Origin of the sequence: Thioalkalivibrio sp. ALE17 (genome assembly GCF_000425605.1) — a bacterium.
In the GTDB taxonomy this organism is placed as follows: Bacteria; Pseudomonadota; Gammaproteobacteria; order Ectothiorhodospirales; family Ectothiorhodospiraceae; genus Thioalkalivibrio.
This window is the reverse complement of the sequence record NZ_AUDT01000012.1, coordinates 84,393-103,186: the sequence shown is the minus strand read 5'-3', so window position 1 is coordinate 103,186 and position 18,794 is coordinate 84,393. Positions and strand designations below refer to the sequence as shown.

Below are 18,794 nucleotides of genomic sequence, written 5' to 3'. Positions count from 1 at the left end.
CCTGCCAGGGGCGCCTGCCGGTGCTGTGAATCCGGTTTTGGGCCGGAGAGGCGTCCCTACATGCGGCTCCAGGGATCGGCGTCACCCCCGCGGCGCCCGGCGCCCGCATCCGGAGAGCGTCCACCGACCGGCTGGCCGGAGCGCACGCCAGCATCCGGCCGCGCGAGGATCTGCATGCCCGGCTCCAGCCCGGAGGTCACCACCACCTGGTCCCCGCGCGAACCCCCAAGACGCACCATGCGCACCCGCACATGGCCCTCGCCGTCCAGCACGGCCACCCGCGGCAAGGCGCCCCCCGGGATCAGGGCGGAACGCGGGATCACCACGCGGTTGCCCGGCGTACCGGCCTGCGGCAGATGCACCGCCGCATGCATGCCCGGCCCGCCACGCACGCCCTGGGGCAGATCGAACTTGACGGTCACGGTATGGCGCTCGGGATCGGCCAGGGGGAAGATCCGGGCGACCCGGGCCTCCACCTCGTCGCCGGTATCCAACCGCACCTGCACGTAGTCGTCTTCCTGCAGGCTGCTCACCAGCCGCACCGGCACCTGGGCCTCGATGCGCAGGAACTCGACGTGGCCAAAGCTGACCAGCGGCTGCCCGGGCTGCACGGTGTCGCCTTCTTCGACGTGCTTGTGCATCACCAGGCCGTCAAAGGGGGCCTCGGAGCGGGTGTCGCGAATGGCGGCGTCCAGCTCGGCCACGCGGGCACGGGCCTGTTCCCAGCGCGCCTGGGCCTGGTCCACGCCGATGTAGCGGGAATAGAGATCCGTGCGCCGGTCCAGCGCGGGGTCGCCCATGCCCATGAACTGGCCCATCGGCTGGGTAAACATCTGGTCGAACATCGATGGCACGCCCATGCCGGGCATCTGCCCGATGTTGCGCGACTGCGGCGAGATCATCTCGCGGCCGTACTGCATCTGGGCCTCGCGGATCGCAGCCTCGGCGGTACGCATCTCGGCCTCGGCCGCCTGGCGCTGGGCGCGCAGCCGGTCATCGCTGATCGCCACCAGCACGGCTCCCTGTTCGAAACGGTCGCCCTCGGCACCGGCTACGTCGACCACGCGCCCGGAGGATTGCGCCGTCAGCGTGACCTCGCGGAAGGGAATCACCGTGCCACTGACCGACTGGGTGGCCGCCTGATCCGGCTCCACCGTGAGGACGGGGCCGGAGGCATGCACCACCGACAGGCCCCACAGAGGCAGTGCCAGTGCCGCACCCAGCAGGGTCCGAGCCAGAAGGCGTCGGGAGACTCGAGCAATCATGATCGTCCTACCTCGCGCCGAATGCCGCGATGAGAGAGGGGGTGCCGGGCCTGCGCGCCTGCACGCGCCGGGGCCTGGGCAAACGATGGGCCGCAGCCGACCGACTGCCGGGGGAAACGGCAACGAGCCTGGTCCGGCGACCGGTGTCAGCCGGATGACCACCGAAGCGGGTATCCATATCCCAGTATGTAGAAGAACTCATGCCGAACTACAAGCAACGTATATGCCAGTATTGTGACATTCTTATAAATCAATCACTTGATTCTGATTTGCTGATATTCAGGGCACACCTGTTGCAACACCCCCGTTTCGCGCTATAACCGAGACAGGGATTGGCGAAACGGGGGATTCCCGGGTGTTGCAGGAGGCCCCGGGTGTTGCAACACCGTCCCGCTGCCGCCGGCCCCTCCAACAAGAAAAAGGAGGCGGGATGACCACAACCGAACTGGCCGAGATCTGCATCCGACACAGTCGGGATCCACACCTCATCAGCGATACCCGGGGCCGGGTCCTGTTCGCCAACCCGGCCTTTCACCAGACCCTGCAAATCCCCCCGGATACCCCCCTGACCCTGGACCAGCTCGGGTCGCTGAATCTCGAGGCACATCTGAAAGAGGCCGCCGTCGCCGCCGGCGACGACGACGCCGACGCCAACCGCACCCCGCACGCCCTGCACTTCTCGCTGATGGCCGAACTGGAGGACGAGACCCTGCCACTGGAGGTCATCAGCCAGCCCCTGCGCCTGAACGACGACGCCCGCGCGCTGCGCCTGATCACCCTGCAGCCGCAGCGCCGGCGCACCACCTCGGTGGAGACCGTTAGCGAGGATGGTCGGGACGGACTCGATGACAGCCACTTCCATTCCCATGACGCCCATTGCCGCCCCACCCTCCAGTTCGCGCGGCGCGTCGCCGCCAGCGATGTGCGCGTGATGCTGCTGGGCGAATCCGGCACCGGCAAGACCCGCCTGGCGCGTGCGATCCACCAGGCCAGCCGCCGCGCCGAGGCGCCGTTTGTCGAGATCAACTGCGCGGCGATCCCCGAGGAACTGCTCGAATCCGAGCTCTTCGGTCATACCCGGGGTGCCTTCTCCGGGGCGGTCAGTGACCGCATCGGGCGCTTCGAGTCCGCCGATGGCGGCACGCTGTTTCTCGACGAGATCGGGGAGATGAGTCAGCGGCTGCAGGCCAAGCTGCTGCGCGCCGTGCAGGACGGCGCCTTCGAACGCGTGGGGGAGAACACCACCCGGCAGGTGGACGTGCGCATTCTCGCCGCGTCGAACCAGGATCTGCGCAGCCAGGTGGAGGCCGGCGAATTCCGCACCGACCTCTTCTACCGACTGGCCGTCGCAACAGTGGACATCCCGCCGCTACGCGATCGTCCCCGCGATCTCGCGGCCACGCTGCAGGCCTACGAGGTGCATCACGGCATCCGCATCGCGCCCCATCTGAAGGAAAAGCTGCAGGACCACCCCTGGCCGGGCAACTTCCGCGAGCTGGAGAACGTCTTCGAATGCCTGACCTTGCACGCCCGCGATGGCCAGGTGGATGACTTCCCGCTCCCCGAGCCGGTGCGGGTGGAGGCAGACACGAGCGACACGATCCATGCACCGCGTACCAATGGGTATGCCGAGCCGAATGGTTTTGGCTCCAATGGGGCCCACGACACCCAGGCCAGCGAACATCCTGAGGCGCGGCGCCTGCGCGAGGCGCTGGTGGCCCATGCCGGCAACCGCTCGCAGACCGCACGCGCCCTCGGCATGGATCGCAGTACCCTGTGGCGCAAGCTGCACCGCTACCAGTTGGTTTGAGGAGCACTAGCCGGACGCGGCGCCTCCACACGACAAAAGGCCCCGGAGATGTGCATCTCCGGGGCCTTTCTGATCGCCCGGGCACGGCGGCCCGGGATCGCTACTACCGGAACTGGCGCAGGTGACGCGCCCCGTCCCGGTGGTGACGGTCATACACCGGCGCCAGGCGCTCGACCATCACGCGTCGCTCGCCGGCGGGCAGCAGGTCCAGGGCGCTGTCCCATGCCCGCATGGCCCCGCGGGCATCCCCCGCAGCATAGAGGGCGTTGCCCAGCTCGCCGTAGAGGTCGGCACGCTGAGCGGCCGTCGCCGGAATGTCCGCCAGCGCGGTCCGCAGGACAGCAGCCGCAGCCTCCGGCCCGTCACTCCAGTACGCGGCGCGACCGTTCTCCAGCGCCTCCTGCACCTGGCGCGCGACCTGCTCCTCGCTCACCGGCTCGCCGTCGGCCGTGGTGCGCGGCTGCTCCCGCGGGTCCGGAATCGGCCGATGCATGCCGGTGTCGTCGTCGCGCTCGTAGGCCTCGCCGGTCATCGGGTCCATATCGCCCTCCGACAGGCGGCCCTCGCGCGGCGGGCTCGCGGGCGTGCGCGACTCGGCCGCCGGATCATCCTCCGCCACGGCCACGGCCTCGACGTCTTCGTCCTCCGGCACCGCCTCCACGCTGGGCGCCAGCACGTCCCGCGCCGACCAGGCGATCAGCCACAGCACGATCACGATCAGGATCCACCAGCGACTCAGGAAACTTCTCTGCTTGTTATCTGCCTGTTCCATGCCTCACCTTTTCCGGTTATCCCCGTCCGATTCTATCCTGCACGGGTTCAACGTCCAGCGAAACGGGTACCGGGATTTCCTGCCGAACCCCGCGATTCACCCGCGCGCCCAAGCCGGCGGCAATCCCAGCACGTCCTGGTGACCGACCACCAGCTCGACCTCGCCCCGGGCAAGGGCGCGTGCCCGCGACTCGCCCCAGGCCTGCAACGCGGCCGCGCGATCTGGCACGACCTCGCAGGCCGCATCCACCCAACCGTCGATCAGGGCCGCCCCCAGCTTCGCCTGCCCGGCATCCAGGCGCCAGTCGCTCGCGCGCGTTTCCACGCGATGCCCGTGCGCCTCGAGCCGGGCCGCGCAGACCGACGCGGCGGTCGGGCCCAGCGCCGGCCCCAGGCCCTTGTCCGAACGCTGATGCCGATTCACCGCATCCTCCAGCTCGGCATCCAGGGGCTGCGGATCCGACCAGCGGATCCGCCCGTCATAGCTCAGCGCGAACAGGACCGCCGTCCCCTGGCGGGCACAGCCCTCCAGCAGCCGGGCAAGCCAGGCTTCGGACACCAGATCCAGCAACGCCGCCGCCGTCACCAGCGGCTCGTCCCCCGCGAGCGCCGCCGCCGGGTCTGCCGCCAGGTCGGTCACCCGCCGCTCGAGCGCGACCCCGGGGCCCGGGGCCGCCGCGCGCTGCAGCAACCCCTCATCGTGATCCACCAGCCGCCAGTGTTGCGGGGTCGGCAGCCGGGGCGCGAGATAGCGCAGGTTGGAGCCGGTCCCGCTGCCAAGATCGGTGACCCTCAGGGCATCCCCCGTCACCCGGCCGGCCAGCGCCGCGCCCAGCATCGCAACCAGCGCGTCCGAGCGCGCCGCGTGATCCGCGGGTTCGCGCAGGGCGAGCCAGTCGGCGTCGAAGGTCTCGGTCATCGCAGCCAGTCCTCCAGCGTTCGCTCCAGCGCGGCCACCGCACCGTCCCAGTCCGGTCGTTCCGTCATGGCCGCGCGGGCCGCCCGGCCCATCCGTTCGCGCCCCCGCGGGTCGCGCAACAATCCCTCGATGGCCCCAGCCAGCGCCCCGATATCACCCGGCGGCACCAGACGCCCGGCGGCCTCGGGGACGGTCCCCGGGATCGCACCACCAGTGGTCCCGATCACCGGAAGCCCTCGGGCCATGGCCTCGGTGTAGGCCATGCCAAAACCCTCGTAGACACTGGGCAGGACGAACACCGACGCCTGCGCGTACCAGCCCTCCAGCATCGCATCGTCGCACTCGCCGGCCCATTCGATGCGACCCTCCAGCCCGGCCGCCGCGATCGCCGTCTCCACCCGCCGGGCATACGCCGCATCCCGATCGCGCGCGCCCACCAGCACCGCCCGCCAGTTCTCGGCCTCAAGCCGGGCCAGGGCCTGCACCAGTTCCAGCTGCCCCTTGCGCGGGACCACCGTCCCCACGCAGAGCAACAGCCGCGGCGCGCCGGGCGCCGGACCGGTCGCAGGCGGGCGCGCCTCGACGCCGGGCGGGATCGCCTGCAGTCGCTCCGGGGGCATGCCCCAGGCGGCCACCTGCCCCGCCGTAAAGGCACTGGTCGCGACCACACCCCGCACGTGCCCGAGGGCAGCGCGCTCCCGCGCGAGCAGGTCCTCCGACCGCGCCGGCGCCAGGCCGGTCTCCAGCCCCAGCGGATGATGCAACAGGTAGATCAGGCGCAAGCGCACAGCATGTCGGGCCAGCACCTCGGGGAAGGCCCCCGCCGCCAGTCCGTCCAGCAGCACACCCCCGGCATCGGGAATGCCCGCAAGCGCGGTATCCAGCGCCGCCGCGGCCTCGGGATCAGGCCCCGGGAAGCAACCGTCCAGTTCATGGACCGCCACCCGCCAGCCGCGCGCCCGCAGACCCGCGACCATGCGCGCGTCGTAGCGATAGCCCCCTGTGCGCTGATTCAGCGCCCCCGGGACCACGAACGCTAGGGAAACACTGATCAATGTGCCCGCTCGCGCTCGAGTCGCTTTTGCGTGCGTTTAATGCGCGGTGACCGCCGTGCAGTCATTCTGCACAAGGGAACCGCAACGCTGTGCGCACGCCCGTTTTTGATAGCAACGGGCGGCCGAGCCCCTTGGGGTTGGTACCCCAGATTCCCCGATCCTGCGTTGCGACGCTTGCCGGTAGAACCACTACCGGCTGCGCACCGCGCCTTGTCTCGGAAAACCTGGGGTACCAACGCGAGCGTGCACATTAATCAGTGTTTCCCTTGTTCGCGCATTCCGCTCAGGGCGCGGCCTCGTAGCTGGCCCAGGCAATATGCGACTCGTTCAGCGTTACGCACACCGCATCCAGCTCGCGCGCGGACTCGCCCAGCTCGCCGGCATGGATGGCGCTTGCCACGCGCTGGTGCAGCGCGTGGGCCAGAAACTCGGTGGTCGTGTTCTGGCCGCGAAACTCCTCGCGCTCGTCCAGGTTCTGGTAATTGAGATCCGCCAGGAGGGCCTTTACGACCTCGCTGGCGCGGCCGATATCGACCACCAGTCCGTCCGCGTCCAGCGCCCGGCGGCGGAAGGTGACATCGACCACGTAGGTCGCGCCGTGCAGCTTCTGCGCCGGACCAAAGGTCTCGCCGGCGAAGCTGTGGGCAATCATGAAGTGGTCACGCACGTTCAGGCTGTACATCGGGTGGTTCCCCGTCTTGAGAAATAAAAGATCAGTAGCGGACGCGGTGGCAAAGGGTGCGGGCGGCCTCGGGCCCCGTGACGCGGGCCATCGCCGCGGGCAGGTTGGCGAAGGCATCCTCGCCAGTGATCAGCGCGTCGAGTGCGGGATCGGCCAGCAGGGACAATGCAAGCGCCAGGCGGCGACGGTAATCCCAGCGCGCCGCGCGCTCCGGCGGGATGCGGCCCACCTGTGAACTGCGCAGCGTAAGCCGCCGCGAATGGAACGCCTCGCCCAGCGGTGCCGGCACCGGCTGGTCGCCGTACCAGCTCATCTCCACCACCCGCGCCTCGACCCCGGCCAGGTCCAGGGCCTGCGCCAGCCCGGCCGGGTTGCCGCTGGCATGCACCACCCCGTCCAGCCCCTGCAGCTCCGGGTTCCCCCGCGCCGCCTCCGGCGTACAGAGCGACAATCCCAGCGCCGCCGCCACGGGTTCGCGGGCGGAATTGGGGTCGATCAGCGTGACCTCGGCGCCCGGCATCGCCCGCAGCAACCCGGCCACCAGCAGGCCCACCACGCCGGCGCCGATCACCGCGAGGCGATCCCCCGGACCGGGCTGCAAGTCCCAGACCGCGTTGATGGCCGTCTCCATGTTGGCCGCCAGCACCGCGCGCCCCGAAGGCACGGCATCCGGTATCGGCACCACCGCGGCGGCCGGCACCGTGTAGGCGCTTTGATGCGGATACAGGCAGAACACTCGCTGCCCGTCCAGCCCGTGCGCCGCGCCACCCGCCTCAACGGTGCCGACGCTGATGTAGCCGTACTTCACAGGCCACGGGAATTCGCCGGCCTGGAACGGCGCGCGCATCGCCTGATACTGACTCTCCGGCACCCGACCGTGGAACACCAGCGACTCGGTCCCGCGGCTGATCGCCGAGAACTGCGTGCGCACCCGCACCACGTCCGGGCCTGGCTCCGCCAGCGCCTCCGGGCGCAACGCGCCCGTGCCCGGACCGGTGACCCAGAACGCCTGTTCGGAGTCGGCCGTGCTCACCGGGAGGGGCCCGGAAACGGGGTGCGCTGCCACGTGATCATCCGTGCAGTTTGGGCGAAGGGCGCAGCGACCGGCAACTCCCGGTGCCCCGCATGGTCGCAAGACCAGGGCGTGCCACCCGCGCGCCCCCAGGACGATCGCCAACGGAGCGCTACAATCCCCGCATGGAGTCTTCCCCCGCCAAGCCTTTCCCGTTGCGCCTGCAGGCCGGCCTGCGGGTCTGGGCGACCGACTGGCTGCTCGCGGGCCTGGCCGGCCTCGCCGTAACCGGTGCACTGGTTTGGCACGCGCCCACGGGCCTGCCAACCGTCGCCGGTTTCGTCACGCTCTGGCTGGTGCTGGGTGCCATCCTCGCCAGCCGCACCCCGGCGACCGGAGTGGCGCCCGCCGGGCGCGGCCCTGGCCCGGCCAACCGGGTCACGCTCCTGCGCGCCGCCCTGACCGCCCCGCTCGGCGGCCTGGTCCTGGCCGCCCCTACCCCGGACGAGCCGGTGCTGGCGCTGTGGGTGATCGCCCTCGCGGGCCTGGCACTGGTGCTGGACGGGGTGGACGGGGCCGTCGCGCGCCGCACGGACAGCGCCACCGCGTTCGGCGCCCGCTTCGACATGGAGCTGGACGCCGCCATGATCCTCGCCCTGTCGGTCCTCGTCTGGCAGATGACGGCAGTGGGGCCCTGGGTGATCCTGATCGGCCTGATGCGCTACGCCTTCGTGCTGGCCGCCCGCCCCCTGCCCTGGCTGGCCGCGCCACTGCCGCCCAGCCGGCGCCGCCAGGCCCTCTGCGTGTTGCAGACCGTGGTCCTGCTCCTGGTCCTGATCCCCGGCCTGCCCGCACCCGCCGCCATCACCATCGCCCTGGCCGGCCTGCTGGCCCTGGGCCTGTCCTTTGCCGTGGATATCCACTGGCTGTACCGCCACCGACCGGAGGTGTGTCATGACTGACGCCCGCAACAACCGCCACCCCGCCCGCCTGCGCCGCCTGCTGCTGGGTGGCCTGCTGGCCACGGCCCTCGCGCTGCCCGCACAGGCCCTGGCCGATGCCGACCGCTGGGTCATCGACCCCGACCACTTCGCGGTCGGCTTCCTGGTCGATCATGCCGGCTATGCCAAGGTCCTGGGCATGTTCCTGGAAGCCGAGGGCGAGTTCGTCTTCGACCCCGACACGGGCGAGCTGGGCGACGGCCATTTCGTCATCCAGACCGACAGCGTCTTCACCAACCACCAGGAACGCGACGACCACCTGCGCAACGAGGACTTCCTGAACGTCGAGGAATACCCGGAGATGCGCTTCACCGCCACGCGCTACGAGCCGACCGGGGAGAACACAGGGCGCCTGAGCGGCGGGCTCGAGCTGCTGGGCGAGACCCGGACCATCCACCTCGACGTGACCATCAACAAGGTCGGGCGCTACCCGTTCCCGCTCGGCGGCCTGTTCGGGCGGCCGTACGTGCTCGGTGCGTCCATGCGCGGCAGCTTCGACCGCTCCGACTTCGGCATGACCTACGGCCTGACCCGCGACATCGTCGGCGACGAGATCGAGCTGATCATCGAGTTCGAGGCCCAGCGCCAGTAAAGGCCGGCGGACTGAATGTATTCACCACGAAGCACACGAAGGCACGAAGAAGGGCCAGGGCGGATTGCACCACAGAGGGCACAGAGGACACGGAGAAGGACTGACTACAGGGCGACGCGCTGGAGCCGACGTTGCTGACGGGTGATCGCGGGGCACGGGGCAACACTCCCCCGTCACCCCGGCCGCAGCGAAGCGAAGAGCCGGGATCTCCGGACCCTGGCACCCATGTCACGGCGCACCCCGAAGGCGCGGGTCGCGATCGCCCCCAAATAGGCAGGATGCGGACGAGGCGAGCGAAACGCCCATTGAAGGTCAAGGGCGCTGTTCACCACGAAGGGCACGAAGATACGAAGGAAGGGGCAGGGCGGATCGAACCAGCCAGGGTATGGAGAAGGGCGGGGAGCCCGGTCGCACGGCGGTGGTGCCGTAGAACAGGAACCTTCTGAAAAAAATCGGGTTCGGGGGCTCAAGTCTGCGGGGATGCAGCCGTCACCGGGGGCAGGCCCGTTCCCCCTATCGAGTGCAACGGGCCTGCACATTCAGAACCGGGAGTACGAGATGGACGCAAGCGCGATTGCCGCGATGGCCACGCAGAACAGCCAGCAGCAGGTGGCCATGCAGAAAGACGTGGCCGTGCAGAAGAAGGCGATGGAGTCGCAGGAGATGGCGGCTCAGTCGATGCTGCAGGCCATGCCCGACATCGGCGAGATGCAGGCCGCCACTCAGGGTCTGCCGGACAACGTCGGCACCAACATCAACACGACCGCCTGAGACGTTACCAACTGTCCGTCCAGAAAGGCCCCGGCGCACTTTTGCCCGGGGCCTTCTCTTTACTGGGCCATCACCCGGCCCGTTCCGGCAACGTTCAAACTTCTCCGTGTCCTCCGTGACCTCTGTGGTTACACGCCCTTGCCCTTCCTTCGTATCTTCGTGCCCTTCGTGGTGAACAAAGGCCCTTGCCCTTCAGCCCCCATCCCCGGCATTACGCCCGGACGCATCCGCGGGCGCACGACAGACCCGCGCGGCGAAGCGCCGCATCACGCCCCGCGCCAGACGGTCTTCCGGATCGATGCAAAAGCCGGCCTGTTCCACCGCGGCCTCGGTATCGCGGTTCGGGTGACAGCCGCCGGTGATACAGGTCCAGGCCGGCTGCACCCGGTCCTGGGCGCGGGCCAGCAGCGGCCGCGTGTGGCGTACATGCTCAAGCATGCGTAGCTCGCCCGCCTCCGCCAGCACCCGGCGCACCTCGCCGAGGGCCCGTGGCGGATCCTGCACGCTGCAGAACACCAGGCCGGAGACCACGGTATCGAAGGCGCCGTCGGCAAATGGCAGGGCCTCGGCCCGCGCCACCACCAGCGGCACGGAAGGCGCCCGCCGCCGGGCCCGGCGCAGGGCCGCCAGGTCCGGGTCGATGCCGATGACCCGTTCCGGATCGGCGTACAGCGGCAGGTCGCGCCCGGTCCCGCAGCCGATCTCCAGTACGCGGCCGTGCGCACCGGCCACCAGACGCCGGCGCCAGCGCCGCAGGCCCAGCAACTCGGCACCGGCCATCAGGCCGTCGTACAACCAGGGGATCTGTTCCAGACCGCGCATCGAGACTCCCGGGGACAGGAAAATGTGATGCCCAGCACATTCTTTCGGCGACTGTCAGGAACCTGTTTCCACAGTCCCTGTCCACTTATACAAGTTGCGGAAATCATCGGCTCGTGGCAACGGCAGCCGGTTTTCCGCCGTTCGGACCAGAACCCTCCATCACACGGGTGTCCGGACGATCTTTGGCCCGGCCTTCGCGCCGGGCCATTTTTTTGTGTAGTGACACCGCCCGGCGGCCCCGGGAACGGTCAGTTGCCCGTGCGACCGATCAGATTGAGGAACTCGCGCCGGGTGCGGCCGTCCTCGCGGAAGGCGCCCAGCATCACCGAGGTCGCCATCGACGAATGCTGCTTCTCCACCCCGCGCATGGTCATGCACATGTGCTTGGCGTCCACCACCACGCCGACTCCCTTGGCGTTCGTCACCTGCATCAGGGCCTCGGCGATCTGGCGCGTCAGGCTCTCCTGGATCTGCAGGCGCGCCGCGAACATGTCGACAATCCGGGCGATCTTGGACAAACCGATCACCTTGCCATTGGGCAGGTAGGCCACATGCACCTTGCCGATGATCGGCAGCAGGTGATGCTCGCACAGGGAGTACAGTTCGATATCGCGCAGCAGCACCATCTCGTCGTTGTCCGACGAGAACAGGGCCCCGTTGACGATACTGTCCAGGTCCTGGTGATAGCCACGGGTGAGATACTGCATCGCCTTCGCGGCGCGCATCGGGGTATCCAGCAGGCCCTCGCGCTGCGGGTTCTCGCCCAGACCGGCGAGGATGTCGCGGTAGCGCTCGGCGAGCTGTTCCGGAGCCGCCAGTGGCTGGCCCGAGGCATTGGTGGCCGTCGGCTCGTCGGCCGTCCGGGCGTCTGCATCCATCATCGAGTCCTTGTGTTCGCTCATTCTTGCGTTTTCCTCTTTCCGGGCCCGGTCAGGCGACCAGGGTGACCGCGAAGCCCGAAGCCAGCGCCAGCATCGCCCCGGCGGTCAGCACCAGGCGCAGGCCCAGGTAGCCCCGCGGCAATGCGCGGCGATACAGGCTCAGCCGATCCACCCACAGCACCCCGAGAAACAGCACCGTCAGGGTCATCAGTGCCTCCGGCAGCGGCTGCAGGACCGCCAGCCAGGCCAGGATGGACGGCACCACCGCCCACACCGGGGCCGCGATCGGGCCCACCCGGTGCTGCCGATCCACCAGGAAGATCCCCCAGTGGATCGCCCCCAGGAACGACAGGATCACCGCACCATAGAGCGCCAGGGCCTCCAGCGCGAAAGCCTGCCATTCGGGCTGGGCCATCCACGCGCCCAGCCCGAAGAATGCGAAGGGTAGCAGGCCGCCGAACCCCAGGACGTGCAGGGCGGGCGCGGCTGCGTCCGGGCGCGGCCCGTCGCCGCGCGCCTGCAACGCCCGCTGCCCCAGATACTCGCGCAACTCGGGCAGCCCGCCGATCACGCCCTCGCGCGCGATGAACAGCGGCAGCACGGCCGCGCCGGTGGCCTGCTGCAGCGCGTGGAACTGCTCGCGGTTGTGCGCCGACCCCATGCCCCACTCCAGCCGCTGCCAGCGGCCCGGAGCCGTTGCTTCCAGCAGCGCCTCGGCATCGCGAAAGTCCGACAGGCCGGACGTAATGCCCACAATCTCGTGCGTGGCCAGGGCCTCGCGCACCTCCGGCGGCCATTCGGGGGCGCCGGCCTGCGTTTGCTCGTCTGTCTTCACGGTCCATGTCTCCGTTGGTACGCGGGGTCTCGCGAAGCGCCCCCGGCACAGGAAACCCGGGAACTTTCGTCGGCGACCATTTACAAAGATTGTACAGCTATTGTATAAGTTGTCCATCACCTTTCGGGTCCGGAGAACCACCACCATGCAACGCTCGCGCATCGCCGTCATCGGTGGAGGCATCGCCGGCCTGTCCGCCGCCTGGATCCTGCAGACCCGCCACCACGTGCAACTGTTCGAGTCGGAACCGGAACTCGGTGGTCACGCCCACACCGTGGACGTGCCCGACCCGCAGGGGCCCACACCCATCGACACCGGGTTCGTCGTCTACAACGAGCGCAACTACCCGCTGCTGACCCGGCTGTTTACGCATCTGGGCGTCGCCACGCAGGACACCGACATGTCCTTCGGCTACTCGCGCCAGCCCGCCGGGGTCGAATATGCCGGCTCCGATCTGAACACCCTGTTCGCCCAGCGCCGCAATCTGGTGCGCCCGCGTTTTCTGCGCATGGCGGGCGACATCCTGCGGTTCAACCGCCTGGGCAAGGGGCTGTTCGAACGTCACGAGAGCCCGGAAGGCACACTGGGGGCCTTCCTCGACCGGCACCGCCTGGGCCGCGGTTTCACCGAGGACTACCTGCTGCCGATGGCCGCCGCGATCTGGTCCTGCCCGCCGGAGGCGATCCGCGAATTCCCGGCCGCCAGCTTCCTCCAGTTCTTCCACAATCATGGCCTGCTGGACCTGCGCGACCGCCCGCAGTGGCGCACCGTGGTCGGCGGCAGCCGCGAATACGTACAGCGCCTGGCGCAACGCCTGGAACCCGGTTGCATCGTCCACCAGCCGGTGCGCGCGGTGATGCCGGAGTCCGGTCAGTGGCGCGTCCTGACCGATGCCCAGGGCATCGGGTTCGACGCGGTGGTGTTCGCCTGCCACGCCGACACCGCGCGCTGGCTGCTGAATGGCGCTGTCCCCGCGCGCGACCGGCTCCTTTCCGCCTGCCGCTTCCAGGCCAATCACGCCATCCTGCATACGGACCCAGCCCTGATGCCCCGCTCGCGCCGGGTCTGGTCCTCCTGGAACTACCTGTCCGGGCGGACTACACAGGCCCGCGACCGCGTCTCGGTGTCGTACTGGATGAACCGTCTGCATCGCCTGGAACGCCGTCAGGACTACATCATCAGCCTGAACCCCTGGCGAGACCCGCACCCCAGCCTGGTCCTCGGCGAGCAGCACTGGGAACACCCGGTCATGGATACCGCGGCGGAGGCGGCCCGCCAGCGTCTGGCGGCGACCCAGGGCGAGGATGGCCTGTATTTCGCCGGGGCCTGGATGGGCTACGGCTTCCACGAAGACGGCCTGCGCTCGGCCGTCCGTGTCGGTCAGACCATGGGCATCGAACCGCCCTGGTCGCACGCGCCGGATGCCCCCGCCCGTCCCGGTCACACGCCGGTGGCCACCGCACACGGCGGCGGGCCGGCCCCGCTCGGCGCGCCGGCGGCGCAATCGCGGAACACCTGAATGGACGCCGCCCTCGTACACGGCACGGTGCTGCATCAGCGGTTCTTCCCGCAGCAGTACCGCTTTCGCTACCCGGTCATCAGCGCGCTGTTCGATATCGACCGCCTCGCCGAGACCACCCGGCGCTGCCGCTTGTTCTCGCGGGACGGCTTCAACCTGTTCAGCCTGCGCACCCGGGACCACGGGCCGCGCGACGGCCGCCCCTGGCGGCCCTGGATCGAGGCGCATCTGGCCGATTACGGCATCGACCTGGCCGGCGGTCCGATCTATCTGCTGGCCATGCCGCGCGTCCTCGGGCATGCCTTCAACCCGCTGAGCGTCTGGTATGCCTGGCACGCCGACGGTGACCTGCGCGCGATCCTGCTGGAGGTGCGCAACACCTTTGGCGAGCACCACCACTACCTGCTGCACGAGCACGGCGCGCCCATGGCCGGTCCCGTGCGCCAGGAGAAGCAGAAGGCCTTTCACGTATCGCCCTTCATCGACATGCACGCGCGCTACGCCTTCAGCCTGACGCCGCCGCGTGCGCAGGTCGGGGCATCCCTGCGGATCGCGATCAACGAATACCAGGATCAGGACCTGATGCTGACGGCCACACAGCATGGCCGCCTGCGCCCGTTCAGCGACCGCACCCTGCTGGGCGCCTTCCTGAAACAACCCTGGATGACCCTCAAGGTCCTGCCGCTGATTCACTGGCAGGCGCTGAAGATCTGGTGGCGTGGCGGGCGCTACCACCCGCGGCCCGCACCCCCCGCACAGGAGATCGACTAATGGCCCTCAACCACCTCGACACCCCGCAGGACGAAACCACCCGGCCGGACTGGGCCCTGCGCCTGATCGCGCGCGCACTGAAGGACATCGACACCGGGCAGATCACCCTGATCGGCCCGTCGGGCGACCGCATCACCCTGCGCGGGCGCAAGGCCGGAGCCGAAGCCGTCTGGCACTTCCGCCGACCGTGGCGCGCGATCCTGCGCCTGCTGCGCCACGGCGACATCGGCTTTGCCGAGGGCTTCATCAGCGGCGACTGGATCACCCCGGACCTGCCAAGCCTGCTGCGCTTCGCCACCGACAACGAGCCCGCCCTCGCGGCCCTGGCGGATCGTCCGGCCTGGCAGCGCGGCCTCGACCGCCTGCGTCACTGGCGGCACCGCAACAGCCGGCGCGGCAGCCGCGCCAACATCCGCTTCCATTACGATCTCGGCAACGACTTCTACGACCTGTGGCTGGACCGCACGATGAGCTATTCGTCGGCCCTGTTCACCCGCGGCGACGAGGCCCTGGAACAGGCCCAGACGCAGAAGTATGCCCGCCTGCTGGATCAACTGGACGCCGAACCGGGCGCGCATATCCTGGAGATCGGCTGCGGCTGGGGTGGCTTCGCCGAGATGGCGGCCCGGCGCGGTTATCGCGTGACCGGCGTCACCCTGTCGCAGGAGCAGCTCGACTACGCCCGCGAGCGGATCGAACGCGCCGGCCTGAGCGATCGCGTGGAACTGCGCCTGCAGGACTACCGCGACCTCGACGGGACCTTCGACCACGTGGTCTCCATCGAGATGTTCGAGGCGGTGGGCGAGCAGTGGTGGGCGACCTACTTCGACAAAGTGCGCGCCTGCCTGCGCCCCGGCGGCCGCGCGGCGCTGCAGGTGATCACCATTGCCGAGCACGCCTTCGAGCACTACCGCCGCAATGCCGACTTCATCCAGCTCTACATCTTCCCCGGCGGGATGCTGCCCTCGGTCCCGCGCTTCAACGCGGAGGCCGAACGGGCCGGGCTCGCCGTGACGGACCAGGCCTTCTTTGGCGCGGACTACGCGCGCACCCTGCGCCACTGGCACCAGGAGGTGCGCCAGGCGGAGCCGGTGATCGAGGCGCTCGGCTATTCACAATCCTTCCTGCGCATGTGGCGCTACTACCTGGCGTACTGCGAAGTCGGCTTCGACACCGCCCGCGTGAACCTGATGCAGGCCGTCCTGCAAAACCCCGCCGATGCCACCGCCTCGGGCAGCAATGCCCCCGCGACTCGATGAAGTGAACACCCTGCGCTGGCCGCGGCTGTTCGCCTACGGCGGTCTGGGCATGCCCCTGGCCGTCCTCGGCCTGCCGCTGTACGTCTTCCTGCCCGCGCATTACGCCGAGCACACCGGCCTGGGCGTCACCCTGGTCGGTCTGCTCCTTCTTGCGGCGCGGCTGCTGGATGTCGTGACCGACCCGCTGGTCGGCCACCTGTCCGATCGCATCCCCGGGGCCTGGCGCCGGCGCGCGGTGATGCTGGCCGGCGTGCCGCTGCTGTTGCTCGCCGCGCCGTTCCTTTTCCGCCCGCCGGCCGAGGCCGGCGCGGGATACCTGCTGCTGTTCAGCACCCTGGTCTATCTGGGCTGGACGCTGGTCGCCCTGCCCTATGCGGCCTGGGGCGCGGAGCTCTCCGGCGACTACCACGAACGCTCGCGCATCACCGCCGCGCGCGAGGGCTTCGTCGTACTGGGTACGGTCACGGCCGCCGCACTGCCGGCGGTCCTCGGCCTGCAGGACGATGCCGGGGCAGCGCTCGCAGCCCTCGCGGTGCTGCTGTGGGTACTGCTGCCGGTCGCCTTCCTGATCCTGCTGTGGCGCGTGCCGGAACGCCCCGGAAGGCTCGCGCCCGTGCCGTGGCGCGCTGGCTGGGGCCTGCTGCTGGGCAACCGCCCCTTCCGCCGACTGATCCTGGCGTGGATCCTGAACGGCACCGCCAACGCGATCCCCGCCACGCTCTTCCTGCTGTTCATCACCCACGTGCTGGAGGCGCCAGGCCATGCCGGGCCGCTGCTGCTGGTTTACTTCGCCACCGGCATCCTCGCCCTGCCGCTGTGGCTGCGCCTGGCGCGGCGCCTGCCCAAACATCGGGTCTGGACACTCTCGATGCTGCTGGCCTCCAGCTTCTTCATCTGGGTGCCGTTCCTCAGCGCCGGTGACGTGCTGGCGTTCTACGCCATCACCGTACTGACCGGGCTCAGCCTCGGGGTCGATCTCGCCCTGCCGGCCGCGATGCAGGCCGATGTGATCGACCAGGACACCGCCGACGGCGGCGGCGAGCGCGCCGGGCTGTTCTTCGGCCTGTGGGGCATGGCGACCAAGCTGGCCCTCGCGCTGGCCGTCGGCCTCAGCTTCCCGCTACTGGGTGCGGCCGGATTCTCGGCCGATGGCGACAACAGCCCCACCGCCCTGCTCGTCCTGGCCCTGGCCTACGCCGGCCTGCCGGTCCTGTTCAAGCTCGCGGCAATGGCCCTGATCTGGCGCTTCCCCATCGACGCCGACGCCCAGCACACCCTGCGCGAACGCATCCACGCGCGCGAACAAGCCACCATCCCCGCCCAGCCCGGAGGCACCCACCCATGATCCACCGTAACCGACCCGCCCGTTTCGTGGCCTCGCTTCTGGCCACCCTGTTGCTGACCCTGTCGCTCGCCGCCCCGGCCGCGGCCGCCACCGAGATCGACGGCGTGCGCTTCGCCGAATCGGTCACCATCGACAACACCACAGTGCCCCTGCGTGCGGGCCGGCTCTATCGCTACACGGTGTTCCGCGTCTACGTCGGGGCGCTCTACGTACCCGAAGAAGTCGCTCCGGAGGATGTCCTGACCGCCGACGTGCCCAAGCGCCTCGAGCTGGAATACCTGCGCGCGATCAGCGCCGACGACTTCCGCCGCAGTGGCAACCGCCTGCTCGAAGACCAGCAGGACTCGGAAACACTAGCGGCGCTGGCCGACCGGCTCGACACCTTCAACGCCGCCTACCGCGACATGGAGGCCGGCGACCGCTACGCACTGGAATACCGCCCGGGCCACGGCACCCGCCTGCTGCAAAACGGTACCCCGCTGGTCGAGGTCCCCGGCCACGACTTCGCCGAGGCCTATTTCGGCATCTGGCTGCACCCGGAAGAACCCCTGTCGCGCCGCTTCCGCGACACCCTGATCGGCGCACGCTGATCGCCGAACAGCAACGACCAGTCATTGCGAGGCGCGAAGCGCCGCGGCAATCGCCCAGCCTCTGGCACCGCGCCCATGCCGTGCCCGTCAACGCGAGGCACCATGCGCCGTGGCGATCGCCTCGCGGTGCCTCACGACAAAATACCGGTCACCACGCAGGGCCCGCAGTACCCCGCCCTCCTGCCGGCCAAGCCCGGCATCGAACACCCACCGTTCCGAGAAACCCTTCACAGGAAGATTCCCCCAACCTGAACTAGACTCTTCCGTCCGGGGCCAGGGTCAGGACGGCCGGGGAGCCAGCCACGCAATCGGATTGCTGGCACACGCGGGCGCGGCTCTCCTTTACGGCATGCCGGAGGAGGATACCCATGCAACATCGCATCACCTTGCGGGAGGCCACCTGGCCTGCCGACGCCGACGCACTGTCCCTGATCCGCCGCGAGGTCTTCGTCGAGGAGCAGGGCGTACCCGAGGCCCTGGAATTCGATGGCCTGGACGCCGCCACCCTGCACTGGCTGGCGACCGGGCCGGAGGGTGAACCGGTCGGCACCCTGCGCCTGTTGCCCTCCGGCCAGATCGGCCGCATGGCCGTGCGCAAACCCTGGCGCGGGCACGGCATCGGCTCGCGCCTGCTGGACTGCGCCATCCAGGCCGCCGCCCGCCACGGCTGGCGCGAGGTCTGGCTGAACGCCCAGAACAGCCGCATCGGCTTCTACGCCCGCCACGACTTCTTCGTCATCAGCGACACCTTCGAGGACGCCGGCATCCCCCACCGCCGCATGCTCCACCGCATCCACACCCCAATCCCGCGCCCGGCGGCACCCTATTCCCATGCCACCCTCCCCCACGCGGCCCAGTCACTGTAGCCCCGCTCGCGCCCAGTAGGAGCCGGCT

General features: G+C 69.6%; 19 protein-coding genes. 10 read left to right on the top strand and 9 right to left on the bottom strand.

Translation table 11 applies throughout. From position 1 onward, the window contains the following. Nucleotides 1-56 precede the first annotated feature (56 nt). Nucleotides 57-1,265 (bottom strand): efflux RND transporter periplasmic adaptor subunit, encoded by a 1,209-nt coding sequence (locus tag H609_RS0108960; protein WP_028484783.1) that lies wholly within the window; start codon nt 1,263-1,265, stop codon nt 57-59. Nucleotides 1,266-1,695: 430 nt separating this feature from the next. Between H609_RS0108960 and H609_RS0108955 the strand changes: the two genes are divergently transcribed. Beyond that, on the top strand, nt 1,696-3,075 hold the full coding sequence (locus tag H609_RS0108955) for a sigma-54-dependent Fis family transcriptional regulator (RefSeq protein ID WP_028484782.1): 1,380 nt from the start codon (nt 1,696-1,698) through the stop codon (nt 3,073-3,075). 103 nt (nt 3,076-3,178) lie between these two features. On the opposite strand, the gene H609_RS0108950 is transcribed toward H609_RS0108955, so the two are convergent. The 5 genes from H609_RS0108950 to H609_RS0108930 all read right to left on the bottom strand — a co-directional run bounded on the left by H609_RS0108950 (nt 3,179) and on the right by H609_RS0108930 (nt 7,535). After that, on the bottom strand, nt 3,179-3,847 hold the full coding sequence (locus H609_RS0108950) for a hypothetical protein (protein WP_018866457.1): 669 nt from the start codon (nt 3,845-3,847) through the stop codon (nt 3,179-3,181). A gap of 96 nt (nt 3,848-3,943) precedes the next feature. Continuing rightward, nucleotides 3,944-4,765 (bottom strand): group 1 glycosyl transferase, encoded by an 822-nt coding sequence (locus H609_RS0108945; RefSeq protein ID WP_028484781.1) that lies wholly within the window; start codon nt 4,763-4,765, stop codon nt 3,944-3,946. Next, nucleotides 4,762-5,796 carry a glycosyltransferase gene (locus H609_RS0108940; RefSeq protein ID WP_018876149.1) on the bottom strand — a complete coding sequence of 345 codons (1,035 nt, stop codon included), beginning with the start codon at nt 5,794-5,796 and terminating at the stop codon, nt 4,762-4,764. Before H609_RS0108940 ends, H609_RS0108945 begins: the two co-directional genes overlap by 4 nt. Before the next feature lie 307 nt (nt 5,797-6,103). Beyond that, nucleotides 6,104-6,502 carry a 6-carboxytetrahydropterin synthase gene (locus H609_RS0108935; RefSeq protein WP_018876148.1) on the bottom strand — a complete coding sequence of 133 codons (399 nt, stop codon included), beginning with the start codon at nt 6,500-6,502 and terminating at the stop codon, nt 6,104-6,106. Between the two features lie 31 nt (nt 6,503-6,533). After that, nucleotides 6,534-7,535 (bottom strand): zinc-binding alcohol dehydrogenase, encoded by a 1,002-nt coding sequence (locus H609_RS0108930; protein WP_028484780.1) that lies wholly within the window; start codon nt 7,533-7,535, stop codon nt 6,534-6,536. Between the two features lie 164 nt (nt 7,536-7,699). Here H609_RS0108930 and H609_RS0108925 point away from each other — a divergent pair, with 164 nt between their 5' ends. From H609_RS0108925 to H609_RS0108915, 3 genes are all read left to right on the top strand, one after another. Beyond that, complete coding sequence (locus H609_RS0108925; RefSeq protein WP_026329800.1) at nt 7,700-8,476, top strand: CDP-alcohol phosphatidyltransferase family protein; 777 nt, start codon at nt 7,700-7,702, stop codon at nt 8,474-8,476. Beyond that, a complete protein-coding gene (locus H609_RS0108920; protein ID WP_028484779.1) occupies nt 8,469-9,107 on the top strand; it encodes a YceI family protein in 639 nt (212 codons plus the stop codon). Before H609_RS0108925 ends, H609_RS0108920 begins: the two co-directional genes overlap by 8 nt. 558 nt (nt 9,108-9,665) lie before the next feature. Next, nucleotides 9,666-9,878 (top strand): YjfB family protein, encoded by a 213-nt coding sequence (locus H609_RS0108915; protein ID WP_018866450.1) that lies wholly within the window; start codon nt 9,666-9,668, stop codon nt 9,876-9,878. A 192-nt stretch (nt 9,879-10,070) separates the two neighbouring features. On the opposite strand, the gene H609_RS0108910 is transcribed toward H609_RS0108915, so the two are convergent. The 3 genes from H609_RS0108910 to H609_RS0108900 form a co-directional block, all read right to left on the bottom strand. Continuing rightward, on the bottom strand, nt 10,071-10,700 hold the full coding sequence (locus H609_RS0108910; RefSeq protein ID WP_018866449.1) for a class I SAM-dependent methyltransferase: 630 nt from the start codon (nt 10,698-10,700) through the stop codon (nt 10,071-10,073). A 248-nt stretch (nt 10,701-10,948) separates the two neighbouring features. Then, nucleotides 10,949-11,602 (bottom strand): GTP cyclohydrolase I FolE, encoded by a 654-nt coding sequence (gene folE, locus H609_RS0108905; protein WP_019558276.1) that lies wholly within the window; start codon nt 11,600-11,602, stop codon nt 10,949-10,951. A 28-nt stretch (nt 11,603-11,630) separates the two neighbouring features. Beyond that, entirely contained in the window at nt 11,631-12,416 is a 786-nt protein-coding gene (locus H609_RS0108900; protein WP_028484778.1) for a DUF3429 domain-containing protein, read from the bottom strand. 145 nt (nt 12,417-12,561) lie between these two features. Here H609_RS0108900 and H609_RS0108895 point away from each other — a divergent pair, with 145 nt between their 5' ends. The 6 genes from H609_RS0108895 (at nt 12,562) to H609_RS0108865 (ending at nt 18,766) form a co-directional block, all read left to right on the top strand. Beyond that, nucleotides 12,562-13,935, top strand: a complete 1,374-nt coding sequence (locus H609_RS0108895) for an NAD(P)/FAD-dependent oxidoreductase (RefSeq protein WP_028484777.1) — start codon at nt 12,562-12,564, stop codon at nt 13,933-13,935. After that, on the top strand, nt 13,936-14,706 hold the full coding sequence (locus tag H609_RS0108890; protein WP_018877903.1) for a DUF1365 domain-containing protein: 771 nt from the start codon (nt 13,936-13,938) through the stop codon (nt 14,704-14,706). Continuing rightward, the gene (locus tag H609_RS0108885) at nt 14,706-15,965 is read left to right on the top strand and encodes a cyclopropane-fatty-acyl-phospholipid synthase family protein (protein ID WP_028484776.1); all 1,260 of its coding nucleotides are present in this window, start codon (nt 14,706-14,708) and stop codon (nt 15,963-15,965) included. The genes H609_RS0108890 and H609_RS0108885 overlap by 1 nt, the downstream gene beginning before the upstream one ends. Then, complete coding sequence (locus H609_RS0108880) at nt 15,946-17,310, top strand: MFS transporter (RefSeq protein ID WP_018876140.1); 1,365 nt, start codon at nt 15,946-15,948, stop codon at nt 17,308-17,310. Before H609_RS0108885 ends, H609_RS0108880 begins: the two co-directional genes overlap by 20 nt. Then, on the top strand, nt 17,307-17,900 hold the full coding sequence (locus tag H609_RS0108875) for a chalcone isomerase family protein (RefSeq protein ID WP_028484775.1): 594 nt from the start codon (nt 17,307-17,309) through the stop codon (nt 17,898-17,900). Before H609_RS0108880 ends, H609_RS0108875 begins: the two co-directional genes overlap by 4 nt. Nucleotides 17,901-18,268: 368 nt before the next feature. Then, complete coding sequence (locus H609_RS0108865; RefSeq protein ID WP_028484774.1) at nt 18,269-18,766, top strand: GNAT family N-acetyltransferase; 498 nt, start codon at nt 18,269-18,271, stop codon at nt 18,764-18,766. Nucleotides 18,767-18,794: the final 28 nt, after the last annotated feature.